Origin of the sequence: Rosenbergiella collisarenosi, assembly GCF_018494085.1 — a bacterium.
Classification (GTDB): Bacteria; Pseudomonadota; Gammaproteobacteria; order Enterobacterales; family Enterobacteriaceae; genus Rosenbergiella; species Rosenbergiella collisarenosi.
In genome coordinates this window covers 268,348-283,491 of record NZ_JABBFP010000004.1, presented here as the reverse complement: position 1 = coordinate 283,491, position 15,144 = coordinate 268,348, and the positions used below count along the sequence as shown (strand labels likewise).

Annotated in this window: 17 protein-coding genes; 13 read left to right on the top strand and 4 right to left on the bottom strand. The window is 50.1% G+C overall.

Annotated elements, in window-relative coordinates; genetic code table 11:
• Positions 1-238: 238 nt before the first annotated feature.
• From HGT70_RS09235 to HGT70_RS09220, 4 genes are read left to right on the top strand one after another with little or no spacing between them, the layout of a single operon-like run.
• Positions 239-511, top strand: a complete 273-nt coding sequence (locus tag HGT70_RS09235; protein ID WP_214195664.1) for a YtcA family lipoprotein — start codon at positions 239-241, stop codon at positions 509-511.
• A gap of 6 nt (positions 512-517) precedes the next feature.
• Positions 518-1,558 carry a multidrug transporter subunit MdtN gene (gene mdtN, locus HGT70_RS09230; protein ID WP_214195663.1) on the top strand — a complete coding sequence of 347 codons (1,041 nt, stop codon included), beginning with the start codon at positions 518-520 and terminating at the stop codon, positions 1,556-1,558.
• On the top strand, positions 1,555-3,480 hold the full coding sequence (locus HGT70_RS09225; RefSeq protein WP_214195662.1) for an FUSC family protein: 1,926 nt from the start codon (positions 1,555-1,557) through the stop codon (positions 3,478-3,480). The genes mdtN and HGT70_RS09225 overlap by 4 nt, the downstream gene beginning before the upstream one ends.
• Positions 3,470-4,927, top strand: coding sequence for an MdtP family multidrug efflux transporter outer membrane subunit (locus HGT70_RS09220; protein ID WP_214195661.1), 1,458 nt, complete (start codon positions 3,470-3,472; stop codon positions 4,925-4,927). The genes HGT70_RS09225 and HGT70_RS09220 overlap by 11 nt, the downstream gene beginning before the upstream one ends.
• A gap of 31 nt (positions 4,928-4,958) precedes the next feature.
• On the opposite strand, the gene HGT70_RS09215 is transcribed toward HGT70_RS09220, so the two are convergent.
• Positions 4,959-6,419 carry a peptide MFS transporter gene (locus tag HGT70_RS09215; protein ID WP_244968882.1) on the bottom strand — a complete coding sequence of 487 codons (1,461 nt, stop codon included), beginning with the start codon at positions 6,417-6,419 and terminating at the stop codon, positions 4,959-4,961.
• 179 nt (positions 6,420-6,598) lie between these two features.
• Here HGT70_RS09215 and HGT70_RS09210 point away from each other — a divergent pair, with 179 nt between their 5' ends.
• On the top strand, positions 6,599-7,021 hold the full coding sequence (locus HGT70_RS09210; RefSeq protein ID WP_214195660.1) for a GNAT family N-acetyltransferase: 423 nt from the start codon (positions 6,599-6,601) through the stop codon (positions 7,019-7,021).
• Here the strand turns inward: HGT70_RS09210 and HGT70_RS09205 are convergent.
• Complete coding sequence (locus tag HGT70_RS09205; RefSeq protein WP_214195659.1) at positions 7,018-7,659, bottom strand: glutathione S-transferase family protein; 642 nt, start codon at positions 7,657-7,659, stop codon at positions 7,018-7,020. The genes HGT70_RS09210 and HGT70_RS09205 overlap by 4 nt on opposite strands.
• A gap of 79 nt (positions 7,660-7,738) precedes the next feature.
• On the opposite strand from HGT70_RS09205, the gene HGT70_RS16615 reads away from it, so the two are divergent.
• The 6 genes from HGT70_RS16615 to HGT70_RS09175 all read left to right on the top strand — a co-directional run bounded on the left by HGT70_RS16615 (position 7,739) and on the right by HGT70_RS09175 (position 11,396).
• On the top strand, positions 7,739-8,011 hold the full coding sequence (locus tag HGT70_RS16615) for a putative quinol monooxygenase (protein ID WP_071432378.1): 273 nt from the start codon (positions 7,739-7,741) through the stop codon (positions 8,009-8,011).
• A 3-nt stretch (positions 8,012-8,014) separates the two neighbouring features.
• Positions 8,015-8,569, top strand: a complete 555-nt coding sequence (locus tag HGT70_RS09195) for an isochorismatase family protein (protein ID WP_214195658.1) — start codon at positions 8,015-8,017, stop codon at positions 8,567-8,569.
• Complete coding sequence (locus tag HGT70_RS09190) at positions 8,553-8,864, top strand: cupin domain-containing protein (protein ID WP_214195657.1); 312 nt, start codon at positions 8,553-8,555, stop codon at positions 8,862-8,864. The genes HGT70_RS09195 and HGT70_RS09190 overlap by 17 nt, the downstream gene beginning before the upstream one ends.
• A gap of 336 nt (positions 8,865-9,200) precedes the next feature.
• Positions 9,201-9,551 carry a multidrug/spermidine efflux SMR transporter subunit MdtJ gene (gene mdtJ / locus HGT70_RS09185; protein WP_214195656.1) on the top strand — a complete coding sequence of 117 codons (351 nt, stop codon included), beginning with the start codon at positions 9,201-9,203 and terminating at the stop codon, positions 9,549-9,551.
• Positions 9,551-9,886 carry a multidrug/spermidine efflux SMR transporter subunit MdtI gene (mdtI, locus tag HGT70_RS09180; protein ID WP_071432372.1) on the top strand — a complete coding sequence of 112 codons (336 nt, stop codon included), beginning with the start codon at positions 9,551-9,553 and terminating at the stop codon, positions 9,884-9,886. The genes mdtJ and mdtI overlap by 1 nt, the downstream gene beginning before the upstream one ends.
• Before the next feature lie 85 nt (positions 9,887-9,971).
• Positions 9,972-11,396 carry an MFS transporter gene (locus HGT70_RS09175; protein ID WP_244968881.1) on the top strand — a complete coding sequence of 475 codons (1,425 nt, stop codon included), beginning with the start codon at positions 9,972-9,974 and terminating at the stop codon, positions 11,394-11,396.
• 37 nt (positions 11,397-11,433) lie between these two features.
• On the opposite strand, the gene HGT70_RS09170 is transcribed toward HGT70_RS09175, so the two are convergent.
• Both HGT70_RS09170 and HGT70_RS09165 read right to left on the bottom strand, forming a co-directional pair.
• Positions 11,434-11,718: a YdgH/BhsA/McbA family protein gene (locus HGT70_RS09170; RefSeq protein ID WP_071432367.1), complete on the bottom strand. Its 285-nt coding sequence runs from the start codon at positions 11,716-11,718 to the stop codon at positions 11,434-11,436.
• Between the two features lie 184 nt (positions 11,719-11,902).
• Positions 11,903-12,766 (bottom strand): helix-turn-helix domain-containing protein, encoded by an 864-nt coding sequence (locus HGT70_RS09165; protein ID WP_071432365.1) that lies wholly within the window; start codon positions 12,764-12,766, stop codon positions 11,903-11,905.
• A gap of 178 nt (positions 12,767-12,944) precedes the next feature.
• Here HGT70_RS09165 and HGT70_RS09160 point away from each other — a divergent pair, with 178 nt between their 5' ends.
• Positions 12,945-13,859: a DMT family transporter gene (locus HGT70_RS09160; protein WP_214195654.1), complete on the top strand. Its 915-nt coding sequence runs from the start codon at positions 12,945-12,947 to the stop codon at positions 13,857-13,859.
• A gap of 295 nt (positions 13,860-14,154) precedes the next feature.
• A complete protein-coding gene (locus tag HGT70_RS09155) occupies positions 14,155-15,075 on the top strand; it encodes a 2-hydroxyacid dehydrogenase (protein ID WP_071432361.1) in 921 nt (306 codons plus the stop codon).
• Positions 15,076-15,144: the final 69 nt, after the last annotated feature.

The following is a 15,144-nucleotide window of genomic DNA, read 5'->3' as shown; positions in this document are numbered from 1 at the left end:
ATATGGAGCTGGGATATATTATTAATTCACGCTTTGGTATGAAAGTTAATAATAAAATATTCACCGTAATGACATAATTTCTAATACCTTATAGAAGTTAAAAAATAATCGTTGTTGCTATCGAGGTAGTCAGGCATAAAAGAACCAATTATCAGTCGATTCCGCCATACTTTTTCTTCCAATCTCATCGAAAAAAGTTAACAATCAATCTCCTTCAAGGACTCAGGGAGTAACCGCTGTGCGGCAGGATTATCGATGGAAAACGGGGCTTACGCTATTACTCACTAGTTCACTGACTGGCTGTACACTGTCGCCGTCTATTCCCGTACTTGGCGCTGCTTTCCCCGCATGGCTCTTCTGTAGTCTGGCGGGCGCGTTTCTATTGATCCCGACACATCTCCTGCTAGCTCGCCAAGGGTGGCTACGCCCATTTTCTCCGCTGGTCATCAGTTATTTGGCCTTAATGTTTATCTACGCCGTCATCGTATGGCTACTTTTCTTTATGGGTTGAGTCATCATGACAACATCGAATACCGCTTTTATTCGACGAAAATGGCCATTATTAGTAGTGGTCTGCGTGGCGATTGTGGCGTTGATTGGCGTTATTGCCTACTTACAAACCTCCCCGCAGACCAATGATGCCTATATCTATGCGGATACCATCGATGTCGTGCCCGAAGTGAGTGGGCAGATAGTCGAGATGCCAATTAGGGATAATCAGCGAGTAAAAAAAGGTCAGCTTCTGTTCAAGATAGATGACCGGCAGTACCGAGCAATGTTAGTCGATGCACAGTCGCGATTAGCCGCCTTGGATGCACAGATACTGTTGACTGGCCGTACGGTTAAGGCACAGGAATATAATGCGCAGTCGGTCACGGCTGCGGTGGCGAGGGCGCGGGCGCTGGTACAGCAAACCACCTCGTCCCGTCAGCGTTTAGAACCGCTCGTCCCACAAGGTTTTGCCTCGCAAGAGGAGCTTGACCAGGCGCGTACGGCAGAAAAAGCGGCGCGCGCAGAGCTTAATGCCACACTGCTGCAAGCGAAGCAAGCAACGGCAGCAGTATCGGGCGTCGATGCCTTGGTCGCCCAGCGTGAGGGCGCGCTTGCACAGATTGCGTTAGCGACTATTAACCTCGAACGTACTGAAGTACGGGCCCCTTTCTCTGGGACAGTGGTGGCATTAAAGACGACAACCGGACAGTTCGCATCGGCGGTAAGGCCAATCTTTACCTTAATCGATAGCGAGCACTGGTATGTAGTGGCGAATTTTAGAGAGACGGATCTCAATAATATAGCGCCCGGCACGCGGGCAACGGTACGGGTGATGACCGACCACCGTCGCACTTTTTCAGGACGCGTCGACTCAGTGGGGGCAGGAGTGCTCGCCAGCGGCGATAGTGTGATTGAAGGCTTACCCGTGATTCAGAAGAGCATCAACTGGGTCCATGTATCGCAGCGTTTCCCTGTAAAGATCGCGATTACGGACGCCGACCCGAATCTCTTTCGCTTAGGTGCCTCCGCAAGCGCCACATTAACAGTTGGCGCTGCTCAACCATGATATTGCGGCAGTGGCTGGATGATGCGTTAAAAGGCTCGGCTGAACGGCAGTCTGCCACGCTGCGGCTTACGCTATCGTGCCTACTGCTGACCTTACTCTTTCTCAGCTTCCAGCTCCCATTCTTAGCGGTGGCGATCATCGTCGTATTTTATGTCACGCAAAAAAATGTCGTGCTTACTGCGGGAATAGGGCTAGGCTTCGTCGTCGTCGCTCTCTTGGCGCTAGGCGGCATGTTACTGATCATTAAGTACACGTATGACACGCCATTAATCCGTCTCGTCGCATCGCTATTTCTCTTCTTCTGGGCGATGTTCTTTATGCGCGTGTTGGGAAAACTCGGTCTCGCCTTTTTCGTCGTGGCGCTAGTATTGATCTATGCGCAGACATTTCCTTCTATGACTGGGGAGAGCGAGATTATCGTCAGGCTAATCCTTTGGTTATGGATGTCGATGGTAGTCGCCATAGTGGTTACAGTGTTAGTGAATGCTTGCTTCATTCAGGCCTATCCCCATTACCAGTACTACCAACGTGTCGCGGCGCTTTGCCAACAGACGGCGGACAGATTGCAGGGTATTAATAGCGGTGAACAACCGGTTGGCATATTTATCGCTGAGCAGCTTAACGAGCTACAATCACTCTACAAGTTCGCCTGCCTTACCAATAGTGACTTTAAAGAAAAAAGTAAAAGTTGGTACTCACTCTCTAATTTAGCTTTGAAAAGCCTAGCATTGGCAGAGCTTTATCACGTCAATCCCGGTAAAGCGGATACACAACAGGTGACCCGGTTGGCCGAGCATTTTCGACAACTCGCGACCCAGGCTCGCCAGCGAGAAATAGGCGGTTCCTCACCCGTAGCGATTGCGACAGCGGATAAGATCTTGGAAGAGCTGAGCCAGCTCTGTGAACAATTTAGGGTGACCCGCTCAATCGCGCCGTTACCCGGACAAACGGAAAAGCCGCCGTTAATGGCCGTCGATGCGTGGCGTAATCCGCTGTATCTGCAGTTTGCGCTAAAAACCCTGCTCGCCAGCCTCCTCTGTTATCTTTTTTATACTGCGACGGCATGGCAGGGCGTCCATACCATCATGCTTAGCTGTGTCATCGTCGCACAACCTGGCTTGGGGGCGACCTACCAGAAGGCCGGATTACGTGTAGTGGGCGCATTGGGGGCCGCGGTGGTCGCCGTGATAGGCATGGTCTTTATACAACCTCATCTCGATACTATCGTTGGGTTACTTCTGATGTGCTTGCCTATCTTTGCGTTCTCTGCGTGGCTAGCGGCAGGGTCGGAGCGTGTCGCTTACGCGGGGATCCAATTTGGCTTTACCTTCGCGTTACTCTTTCTCTCCGGATTCGGACCCATGAGTAATCTTACTGAGCTACGGGATCGGGTTATTGGTATTATATTGGGTGTTATCGTCGCCTCGATTGTCTACCTTTATCTCTGGCCGGATAGTGATGCACCGCGACTGCAAAAGAACATGGCTCGACTGTATCGGCAACTCGGGCGTTACTGTTCGCAGCGCGCTACAGATGGCCCTCCATTACAGATCTACCAACAAATAGAACAAGTTACTGAGCTTGCCAGCCGTCTCGATGCTGAGCCATTGGCGAGTACCACCCATCCCTATCGCTGTGCCGTCCAATGGCCGATTAAAGAGAGCCTGGAAGTCGCACAACGCTTGGCGATACTCGTCAGCGGCTATAGTCGTTATGCGACGAGTGACGACCCGTTCCTTAACCACTTGGCGCATTGGTTGCAGAATTACGCGAACGCTATCGACGGAGAAGTCATCTCACCCTTGCCAGTGCCGCTCTACCACAATCCGTATGGGGATGCGCTACTGGAAAGCTTGCGCCAATTACGCTATTGGCAGCCCATCTCCCCTCAGTTAACACAGGAACACCTCGATGGTGATTAGAAATTGGTGCTATCTGGTCCTCAGTGGGTTGCTCCTTAATGGCTGCGCGCTCATTCATGATGAGCCTGCGCAGGTAAGACAGCTACCGGCTGAACAGGCACAACTTTCACACGTTATTCACTTGGCCAACAGCCAATGGCCGCAAGCACGCTGGTGGGACGCTTATCATGATCCCCAGCTCTCGAGTCTGATAGTCCTCGGCTTAGCCAACTCGCCTACGTTTCAGGCGGCTAAGTTACGGATCCAGCAATCGCAATCGTCGGTTGATCTCGCACAATCGACCTTAGGGGTTCAAGCCACGGCGATAGCGGCGCAGAATGTTATGCGCGTCACTGATCGGCAAACGACGTGGCCGTATTCGATCTCGCTACCGACCAATAAACGTGGCCCTTGGTATACGTTGAATACGGTCGGCGTTGGGGCTGATCTGAATATCGACCTATGGGGAGCGAATCGCGCAGGGGTAGTCGCGGCGATGGGCGAACAGAATGCACAACTCGCCGAAACGGCAGGGATACAGCTCGATCTGGCTTCGAGCATTGCCCAGCTTTACTTCTCGATCCAGGCGAATTACCGGCGTACGGCCTTATTAAATGAGCAGGCGGCGATCGCGGCTTTTTCCTTAAAGGCCCACCAACAGCGCGCGGCGCGCGGTATCGAGGATGATGTGAACATCGCGGCCGCACAATCAGAACTCTATAGTGCACAACAACAGCTGTTAGCCGCGCATACCCGCACTGTCCAAGACCGTGAAACGCTGCGTGCGTTGATTGGGATGAGTGGTCAGCAACCGCTGATTATTGCCGAGCAACCTTGGCCACAGTTACAGCAGAGCCTTCCACAGGCTCTCTCATTCGATTTACTCGCGCGTAGGCCCGATCTCCAAGCATTAAGCCATTATGTCGAAGCATCGTTAAGTCGGGTGGAGGCGGCAAAGGCCGCGTTTTATCCCCATTTCGATATTAAAGCGTTCTGGGGGTATAACGCCTTGAGTGTGGGCGACCTACTCAAACAATCCTTTCAGCAAATTAATTTCTTACCAGGACTGTATTTACCCTTATTCGATGGCGGACGGCTGAATGCCCACCTACGGTCGGTACGTACTGCCAGTAACATTCTCATTAAAAACTATAATCAGGCCGTGTTTGATGCGGTAAGAGACGTCGCCATCACCTCGCAGCAATTGGATGACCTTAACCAACAAGTGGCTCTACAGCAGCAGAAGGTTAGCGCCGCACAGCTAACCACCAACAGTGTTCAAGCTCACTATCAGCGCGGTCTGACCAGTCTCTATCTGGCGCAGGAAGCACGACGTACGACGCTCACACAGCAACTACTGCTGGTGGATCTTCGTGCCCAGCAAGTAAGCAGCGATATAGCCTTAATCAAGGCGTTGGGAGGAGGATACCGGGGGGAACAGCCTGCTATTCTAGGGATAAACCGTTAACCCCCCATTAACCGGTAATGGGGGGAGAACATTACGCCGTAGGGGTTGACCCGATTAAGCGACGTAAGAAGGGGATTAGCAACGCAAGTACCAGTGCTGTGACGACAGAGGCTACCGCTAGCAACATAAATAGATGGCTATAGGCGGGGTTAGTCAGTAACGGGGTCGTGCCTTGCGCCGTTGGCATCGCCTGCGAGAGATAACCCGCCAATATAGAAGCAATCCCGGAAACCATCATCCAAGATCCCATCAATAAGCCTTGATACTGCTGTGGTGCCAGGCGTCCAATCATCGCGTAGCCGATAGGAGAAAGGAGCAACTCGCCGATACTCTGTAGTAGATAGCTCCAAAATATCCATTGGAAATCTACCAACCCATTAGATGCGGCAAGCTTAATACCGATAGGAAGCACTAACATACCTCCTCCCATAAACAGTAGCGCCGCGGCGAACTGACTTGGAATATCGATATTGATCCCACGGCCTCGCAAACGTTTAAACAGCAACGCGAGTAGCGGCCCGCCTAACACGATGACCAGCGTATTGATATCTTGGATCCATTGTGGAGCGATATGCCAACCGAACAGCTGTAAATTAAGGTTATTTTCGGCGAATAGCATCAGACCCATCGGAGCGAGTTGATAAAGCGACCAGAAGACGAGCGATCCCAATGTCAAAATCAAATAGGCGACCATGCGGGCGCGTTCCGCTGATTCGTGGTGCCGGGCGGTGATGGTACAGAGTGCAATAAATACTATCGCACCTAAGCCTAAAACGAAGTAACTACTTACTTCTGAGTGGGTAAGCATCACTTTAACTAGCGGGAGCAGCAGGAGAAGAATTACGCCACCTATTGCAAGGCGCTGTAGCCGCTGTGGTCGTTCGCGATGACTCAGAGGCGTATCGAGATCACGTAGATGCCGCCAGAAGATCGCGGTAAGTACGATGGCGATGATATTACCGAGCGTCGCGAACAGGAATAACGAATGGTAATCAAGGCTTAATTGGAAATAGCCCGCGACCGTAAAGCCCATAAAGAAGCCCAGATTCATCCCGGCATAGTTCCAGAGAAACGCCGATTCACGACGCGGATCGGTAGGGGTAAACCGTTGCGTCAGCATCATATTGATACAAGTAACATTAAGACCGCTACCGGTAAGAAATAGAGCTAATCCCCAATATAAGCCGCCAATATTGGCACTCGATAGTAGATAGCAGCCAATGACTTGTAATACCATCCCAATGACAAATAAATTACGGTTACTTAAGAACCGTCCGCCTAAATAGCCACCAAACAGATGCAGACCATAATTAAAGGCGCCGAAGATCCCCATAATCGCATTTGCTGAGTTTTCGCTGAAACCCAGTTGCTTTGTTGCATAGAGCACTAAAGAGGAATAGAGAACCGCAAAACCCATGGTGGCAAAGATTTGCACGAAGAAAAGAATGTTGGCCCCAGCGACCTTATTCTGTTTTTGAAGTGAAACGTCCAACCTAACCCCTTAACCTTGTAATAGTTATCGCGAAATACTGATAATGAAAACTGCCAGCTTTTGAAGGCGTAAACAACTCCTTGACGATAAAGCGGCGCTATAATTAGTCATTACAGGGGACTTTTACTGTAATTTTTTATTACCGCTGCATAATGTGGCCGAAAAGTGGGAGCTCGACTATGCACTATATCCTTACCCCGACACTCAATTTGACGGACCAACAGGAGTTATTTGTCGGCCTCCGCCGCTATAATTATCAGTTCCTGCCTCCCCAAGAAATCGGGCATTTTGGGAACTATTGTCGAGATGATCAGGGGGCGCTATTGGGCGGCCTCAATGCATCGATTAAGGCCCAATGGTTATGCATTGATTACCTCTGGGTAGACGAAATGCTCCGCGGGCAGGGGATCGGCGGACGCCTACTTGAGCAAGCAGAAGCATACGCCATCACTCAGGGATGCCAGCTGAGCCTCGTGGATACCTTTAGTTTTCAAGCGCCCAATTTCTACCTAAAACTTGGCTATCAGCAAGTGATGACGTTGCAAGACTTTCCTAAGCCGGGGATGCAACGTCATTACTTGCGTAAATCATTATCGCCTTAAGAGACTTGCAACGGTTGATAGCTGACCATTACATGTCGTTGATAGGCGGGGCGCTCGGTTAAGCGCTGATAGTAGGCATGTAGGGTAGGAAAATCACGAACGCCGATATTTAGCTGATAGTAACGATAGAGCAGGTGGCCGAACTGAATATCCGCCAGAGTGAAAACAGGACCAGCTAAAAAGGGATGTTGCGATAATTGCTGTTCGGCGATAGCGAGCTTATCTTCGAACCTCGCTATCGCTTGGTCGATTGCGGCCGGATCGCGTTGTTGGCTCGGAGTACGAACCAACTGCCAGAAAATAGGCTGTGTGAAAAGCGAGGAGACGCTAACCTTCGCCCACTCCGCCCAGCGGTCGACCTCACTACGCGCAAAAATATCTTTTGGCCAAAAACTCTCTTGCCCGTAGCGGCTGGCAAGGTAGCGCAGGATGGCACCGCTTTCCCACAGAGGTGGGTGATTGTCATCTTGCAGCACTGGAATGGTACGATTAGGGTTAAGTTGATAAAATGCCTCGCTATCCAAGCCGCCAAAATGGTGGCCGACATCATAGCGTTGATAGGTTAACCCTAACTCACCCACACACCACATTACCGCTTGTACGTTGGAAGAGGTTTCTCTTCCCCATATTTGCAACATGTTTGCCTCCTGAGCTATAGCCTTTTTGCGCGTTATCTCTTAACGTAGAGGTTCTCATACGCGAGGTAAAGGAAAAACAGTGATCACACTCGAGGGTTTTTTACGCTGTAGTCGCTTAGAAGCGTCGCAGATTGTCGCCGATAACTTACCCGAACATCAGCAGCGCTCGCTAGCTGAAGCTGGCTGTTTACGTTTTTCTGTGACGCGAACTGACGACCCGCTGGTATGGCGTGTCGAGGAATCATTTATTGATCGCAAGGCGTTTACCTTTCACCAACAACGCGTGGCGACATCGGAGTGGGGAAGTAAGACGGCAGGGATTATTCGAGATTATACTATCACTGAGGAATAAACCGTGAACGATGCGCTATTAGTCATTGATATGCAACAATTTGTCCAGCAACGCCTCGACCAAGGCATTGAGGCTTACCCTCAGCAGGCAATCGTGCAGGGCCTTGCGCTACTTGAGGCTTATCGCCGCTGCCAGAGACCAATCATTCATATCTATCATCACGATCACGACTCTGGGGCGACTTTACATCAGGATAAGCCCGCTGCGCTTCCTCTTACCGGCTATCAGCCACTTCCTCACGAGAAATTCTTTATCAAACACGGTTCGTCTGCGTTTACCGATACGGGTCTCCATCAGCATCTCTGCGCAGAGGGCATCGATCATCTTACGGTGATCGGCGCGGTGACCGGTTTTTGCGTCAATTCGACCGTACGGGCGGCCGCCGATTTAGGGTTGGCGGTAACGCTGATCGATGATGCAACCTTAAGCTTTGCCCTCAGCGAGCCGACCTTCGGGGCCGAACTACTATGGTCGAGCACCCTCGCGCTACTGGCAGCGGATTTTGCTCAGGTCACCTCATTTTCTCAATGGCAGGCTCAGCATGAAGATTATCTCTAGCCGTGCTTTTACCGGTAGCCGAGCGTGGGAAGCGCTCGACATCGCCAATTTTGAGGGAACCTCGGTCCGCTTGCACTGGACGGATCGACCTTATCAATGGCATATCAACGACGGACAGGAGGTCTTCGCTGTCATGCATGGGTGCGTTGAGATGTTTTATCGTGTTGCCGGCGAGGAAAAAAGTGTCTTGCTCAATGTTGGAGATATTTTTTATGCCAGTGAAGGCACCGAGCATGTTGCCCACCCACGCGGTGAGGCGCGGATACTGGTAATAGAAAAAGCCGGTTCGGTCTAATTACCCTATGAATGCCTTAAAAGGAGACGTAAAGAATCGCAAAGCACGGCGATTTAAGGCGTTCATTGTGCAAGAATACGATCAACACCATTACTGAGGACAACTTTTTTCCGCATCGATGAGAAGCAACCCCGCGGATAAATTGTAATTTCTATGCGTATGCCGATTCAAAAAGATGGATTCTTTTGCTCGACTCTTCTCCCGCTTTTCCCCAGCTTTGCTATCGACCAGCACTTTCGCTCGGCGCTATAGCCTCCTTCTTCCTGATTATTTTTTCTCTTTCTCTCGCCATGTTCTGGTGCAGAGCGCTTAACGCTATGATTTGGAAGAATCAACATGTTCTATTGGATGCTATTAGTACTCGCAATCGTTTTTGAAGTTACCGGAACACTTTCTATGAAGTGGTCCACCCTCAGCGGATCGGTCAGCGGCTTTTATATCATGCTGGTCATGATTGCCTGCTCTTACCTCTCCCTCTCAATTGCTATCAAAAAAATCGCGCTTGGCGTTGCCTATGCCATGTGGGAAGGCGTTGGTATTGTCCTTATTTCTCTATGCAGCTTATGGTTATTCGATGAGTCGCTCTCAATGATCAAGCTTAGCGGCTTAGCGCTATTGATCCTCGGGATCGTCTTGATCAAGATCGGGACGCTTCCGGCCGTCGCGAAGCGTAAGGGAGCGATATAATGATTAGCTTACTGCTCGAATGGCAACATAGCCTCTGGTTATTATTGGCCGTAATCTTAGAAATCATCGCTAACGTCTTACTCAAACTCTCTAATGGTTTTGAGAAAAAACACTACGGCGTGCTGTCGCTACTCGGCGTACTGGCTGCCTTCAGCGCGCTAGGACAGGCGGTAAAAGGGATCGACCTTGCCGTGGCGTACGCCCTATGGGGCGGGCTGGGGTTACTCGCCACTATAACGTTCGGCTGGATCCTGTTTGGACAACGACTGACGTGGGTCGGTGGAGTAGGGATCCTATTACTGTTGGCGGGTATGGCCGTTATTAAGTTAGCCTGAGGATCACACCTTAAAAATCACTTGCTAATCGTAGCGCGATAAAGGAGTCTAGACGTCTATACATCCATGGATGATGAGTGAATTGATGACAGATTGCGCCGAGCCACGTTCTTATACCGTTCACAATGCGGCAGATGTCAGCCGCTTGATCAACACTTCTGCAAGAGCCAGTAGCAATGCCCGCATAATCGTTGCTATCGCCCTTGGCGGGATTTTTCTCGATGCCTACGACCTTGGTGCGCTTGCCTTTGGCGTAAAAGATATCACCCAGCAATTTGCGCTGAGCGCGACACAAGTCGGTATTGTCGTCTCGGCGATTACCTTTGGTGCTATTATCGGTGCGCTGCTGGGGGGATACCTTACCGATAAAATCGGGCGGTATCGCGTATTCATGGCGGACATGTTCTTTTTTGTCTTTGCAGCGATTCTCGGGGCATTAGCCCCGAATGTGGAAGTCCTGACGATTAGCCGCTTTATTATGGGCTTAGGGATCGGTATTGATTTACCCGTGGCGATGGCGTTTCTTGCCGAGTTTTCGCGACTTAAGGGGCGTGGTAATAAAGCCGCCAAAGTCGCCATGTGGTGTCCGACCTGGTACGCAGCTATCTCCCTTGCCTATCTGCTCGTACTGGCGCTCTATAGCTTCCTACCAGAAAGCCAATCCCCCTATTTATGGCGTTACATCGTCGGTTTTGGCGCACTTCCGGCGTTAGTGATCCTGATGATCCGAAAAAAATATATGACGGAATCGCCGATCTGGGCGGCACAGCAGGGCGATCTGCCCACCGCGGTGACTATCTTAACGACAACCTATGGCATTCCGGCCACTCTAGGTGAGACGCCAGCACAACCCGTTTTACCGACGGCACGACGACCGTGGACGGCTTATCTGGCCTTATTTCAAGGCCGTTACAGGAAGCGAACGCTACTGAGTAGTACCCTTTCCTTTGTCTCTCCCTTCGCTTATGCGGCGATCGCTTTTGGCCTACCGATCATTATCTCAACCTTATTTGCGCAGTCGCTGTTAACCACTATTTTGGTCTCTTTAGCCCTTAATTTCTTTTTTGCGTTGAGCGGCGGACTGTTGGCGGTACGTTGGGTGGCGACGTTTGGCGCTAGGCCGCTGGCAATAGCCGGATACGGTTGCCAGATCGTCGCGTTGGTTGGCCTTGCGTGGTTAGGAAAGCCGCATGACACGCTGCACGCCAGTTACTGCTTTGGTTTATTGGCACTGTTTCTTTTTGGGCAGGGGGTAGGACCTGGTGCACAATCAATGGTCTATGCATCGCTTAGCTATCCTGCATCGATTCGAGGTGTTGGCGTAGGGCTTAATCAAACGGTCACTCGGGTGAGTTCGACCCTCGCCTTGTTTGTTTTTCCAATACTTACCCTTAACTTGGGCACCCAGTTATTCTGGGTTATTGCCTGCGCGCCCATCATCGGCCTCCTCGCGTTAGTCGCAATAGTGTGGGAGCCTGCGGGTTATGATGTCGATGCGGAAGATTATTAACGGCAAGAAAGGTGGGGGAAGCTCCCCCACACCTTACTTATTTGTAGAGATCGACAATGGCATCGAAATTAGGCCCGTGCTCACGAGCGGCGATAACGACGTAATATTTCGCGCCTTTCTCGTCTGCACGCTTGGAGATTTCCTGATGTAAATCGGAAGGAGAAGAAATCGCCCCGCCGGTTTCAGCAACAGAGATCGATCCTACTTTCGTTAATTTAAAATGGCTGACTTCTTCCTTGGAGATATTTTGTGCGGCTTGTGCAGTAAAGCAGCAGGCCAAACCAATCAGACCTGCTAAAAGCGTAGAGCGTTTACTATTCATTTTTCCTTCCTCTGAGTAGAGAAACCTAGGCTAACATCATCAATATCATTCTTAGCGGTCAGCGCCCGCTAAGACGATTCTTTATAATTAAACAACTGCCTTGATAAGCGAGATAAAATTAGCATTTTTCGTAAACTATTTGTGAGTTGAATCACAGCAAGCGTTGATCTCTATCAGTTTATTGTTACCGCTGGTGGCGGTATTGCGTAGGGGTCAACCCCGTCTCTACTTTAAAGCGCTGGCTTAAATGGCTCGCCGAGCTAAACCCACATTGATAGGCGATTTCGGTAAAACTGTGTTCGGAGAGGGCGATTAACTGCTTCGCGACGTCTAGGCGGCGTTGCATCACATACTGATGCGGCGGGACGGACATCGAAAGGCTAAACATCCGTGCAAAGTGGTATTCGCTTAATGCGGCTTCTTTGGCCAGCACGGCTAAGGTAAGCGGCTGCGCGAGATGGGCATCGATATAATCACAGACTGTGCGCAAAGCATAGGGGGAAAGCCCGCCGGTAATAACCGGTAGACGCCAGTTAACTTGGCTGTAATGCTGAATAAGATGAGTGAGTAACAACGTGCTAGCGGAACTTAAAACAAGTTGATTAGCACTATCTTGCCAATCATAGCCGAGTAAAAAATGACGATATAATGCCGTGACTTTATCGTCGCGTTGAAAACTTGTCTCAATCAACGAAAATTCGGCGGGGCTTTTATCCCAAATTTGCTCGCCAATATGGCGCAAATGCTGTTGGGTACAGTAGAGATGAACAAAGGATAAAGGTCCACGGATATCCCAATGGCTTTCCACCGCTTTGGGCATAATGCACAATTTGTCCGGGCCGCCGCCATTATGCCAACCGCCGTGGCATTTCTGAAAGCTCTGGTAACCACCTTGAGTATAAAGACTCAAGGTATGGTGATCGCTATTGACCGTAATGCGATCGCACTGGTTTGACCAAGACGCTAATTGAATACCGGAGTTGAGGGCGACCTTTTGATGTAACGTCGCGCGTTGCTGGCGTAATGTTTCGAACGTTTGATAGCGCATTGGCCGCACTCAGACAGTCTACGGGTCATCCAGTGTATGAAGCCTGGTGGCGAATTACTAGCCTTGCATCAGTCTGTGTTGTAAAAACCGCAAGAATATATAAGTTCCCCACCGCATCATGACAGTTTTTTTCTGGTTCTCGCTGCACAGTAACGGATAACAATACAGGGGGAGAACGATGAACGCATTATTATACTCAGCAGTCGTAGTTATCTGGGGGACCACATGGTTTGCCATTGCGTTACAGCAAGGAGACGTCCCCATTTTAGTCTCAATTTTTTGGCGTTTCACTATTGCTGGCAGCATCCTCTTTCTGATCAATCGCTGGCGATTGGGGCGGGTGCCTCTCACTTGGCGTGACCACGGCTTCTGCGCCTTACAAGGCGTATGCTCGTTTAGTCTTAATTTCTATTGTTTCTATCTTGCGGCCTCCCAGATCACCACCGGAATTGAATCGGTTATTTTTTCTATGGCGATTTTCTTCAATGCCATCAACCAAGCGATCTTCTACCGCATTATCCCGGTCAAACGCTTTTGGCCTGCTGCTACATTGGGGGTGGTAGGCATTATCTTATTGTTTAGTGATCAGTGGGCGGCCCATCGCGTCTCGACGTCCCTAGCTCTGGGTGTCGGATTAAGCGTACTCGGTACTTATGGATTCTCTTTAGGGAATATGTTGAGCCTTAGGCATCAGCGGCGCGGCTTACCGATTCTCACTACAAACAGCTGGGCAATGTGTTACGGCGCAGCGGTAGCCGGGATCCTCTCTTATTACCTTGGGTATCATTTTATTCTTCCCTTTAACCCGCTCTATCTAGGCGCGTTGGGCTATTTGGCCCTCTTTGGGTCAGTGATCGGCTTCGGGGCTTATTATCTACTGGTAGGACGGATGGGCGCAGGACAGGCGGCCTACACGACGGTACTTTTCCCGCTGGTGGCTCTAGCGATATCGACAAAGTTTGAAGGTTATCAGTGGCAGAGCCATGCAGTGATTGGACTCGGGATTATTGTGCTGGGGAACTGCATTATGTTTTTCCCTGTTCATCACTTGCGAAGAAGTCGACTCCGTTTCCTGCCGCGTTATCGTCGCTGAGCGAGAAACGGAGTGACCAATCCTGAGTCTTATCCATTCTAAGCAGCTTGCGCTGTTGCATAAGAAGAGGGGATCTTCTCGCCCTGGTGAGGCCAATAACCCGTGAAGGGCATCTTGCGCAGTAATTTTTAATCAGTGATAAGTACTCAGGCGATAAAGTATAAAGATAGCGCGTTAATCCATCAACTGCGGAACACAGAATAGGATTGATTGAAATCAAGACGCTTCTCTTTTTTTAACAATTAATAAACTGGTATAACATTAAGGATCATTTCACTTTCAAGGGGAAATACCCATGCATTCTATCGCCTTTTATAGCCGGCATGCCGAAACCGATCTCTGGCTAACACCACTGCAACAAGCGCTACCAAAAGCCGCTATCAAGGTCTGGCCGGACTATGACGAAAGTGCGACCCTCGCCCTCGCATGGGCACCGGATCAAGCGTTTATCGATGCACATCCACACCTCAAAGTTATTATCAATATGGGGGCTGGGGTCGATGCAGTATTAGCGCTCCGTTTACCCAAAGATGTTGCGGTCATTCGTGTAAAAGATGGTGGTATGGCAGTGCAACTTGCCGAGTATTGCTGTGAAGCCTCTATTCGTTTTTATCGCGAGTTTCCACAATACGAACAGCAGCGGCAGCAACATCTTTGGCAAAATAATTTACTCAACGATCGGGCGAAATACCCCATCGGGGTGATGGGTCTGGGGGTACTTGGGGAAAAAATTGCTCAAGCGCTGCGTTTCTTCGACTTCCCGGTTAATGGTTGGAGCCATAGTCGCAAAGCGATTGATGGCGTCCAGTGTTACGATGGCGGCGAATTAGAGGCATTCTTAAAAGCCTCTCGCCTACTTATTTGTGTGCTGCCGCTGACCGACGAGACTCGTGGAATACTTAACTATCATCACCTTTCTCTCTTACAGACGGATAGCTACTTAGTGAATGTCGCACGGGGTGGGCACCTCGTTGAGGCAGATTTAATTAAGCTTATTCACGAAGGAAAAATGCGCGGCGCAACGTTGGACGTTACCCAGCATGAACCCCTAGAACATAACGATCCACTATGGGATATGCCACAAATTCGTATTACCCCCCACATCGCGGGTAAGACCCAAATCGACCAAGTACTCGCGCAAGTCGTCCCCCAAATCAACAGGTGGTTTACCGAGCAGCGCGTTGAGGGGATGATTAATACGCATAAGGGTTACTAATCAATATTTAGGCAGAATGGCATTTTTTGAGGGGAAATTTTAATGAGTGAGCTCTATTATCAACAATTC

What these genes read in the sequence shown, in the direction of transcription:
- mdtN (WP_214195663.1), top strand. Translation starts at nt 518, where the DNA reads ATGACAACATCGAATACCGCTTTTATTCGACGAAAATGGCCATTATTA.
- HGT70_RS09225 (WP_214195662.1), top strand. Translation starts at nt 1,555, where the DNA reads ATGATATTGCGGCAGTGGCTGGATGATGCGTTAAAAGGCTCGGCTGAA.
- HGT70_RS09220 (WP_214195661.1), top strand. Translation starts at nt 3,470, where the DNA reads ATGGTGATTAGAAATTGGTGCTATCTGGTCCTCAGTGGGTTGCTCCTT.
- HGT70_RS09210 (WP_214195660.1), top strand. Translation starts at nt 6,599, where the DNA reads ATGCACTATATCCTTACCCCGACACTCAATTTGACGGACCAACAGGAG.
- HGT70_RS09205 (WP_214195659.1), bottom strand. Translation starts at nt 7,659, where the DNA reads ATGTTGCAAATATGGGGAAGAGAAACCTCTTCCAACGTACAAGCGGTA.
- HGT70_RS09190 (WP_214195657.1), top strand. Translation starts at nt 8,553, where the DNA reads ATGAAGATTATCTCTAGCCGTGCTTTTACCGGTAGCCGAGCGTGGGAA.
- mdtJ (WP_214195656.1), top strand. Translation starts at nt 9,201, where the DNA reads ATGTTCTATTGGATGCTATTAGTACTCGCAATCGTTTTTGAAGTTACC.
- mdtI (WP_071432372.1), top strand. Translation starts at nt 9,551, where the DNA reads ATGATTAGCTTACTGCTCGAATGGCAACATAGCCTCTGGTTATTATTG.
- HGT70_RS09175 (WP_244968881.1), top strand. Translation starts at nt 9,972, where the DNA reads ATGACAGATTGCGCCGAGCCACGTTCTTATACCGTTCACAATGCGGCA.
- HGT70_RS09170 (WP_071432367.1), bottom strand. Translation starts at nt 11,718, where the DNA reads ATGAATAGTAAACGCTCTACGCTTTTAGCAGGTCTGATTGGTTTGGCC.
- HGT70_RS09165 (WP_071432365.1), bottom strand. Translation starts at nt 12,766, where the DNA reads ATGCGCTATCAAACGTTCGAAACATTACGCCAGCAACGCGCGACGTTA.
- HGT70_RS09160 (WP_214195654.1), top strand. Translation starts at nt 12,945, where the DNA reads ATGAACGCATTATTATACTCAGCAGTCGTAGTTATCTGGGGGACCACA.
- HGT70_RS09155 (WP_071432361.1), top strand. Translation starts at nt 14,155, where the DNA reads ATGCATTCTATCGCCTTTTATAGCCGGCATGCCGAAACCGATCTCTGG.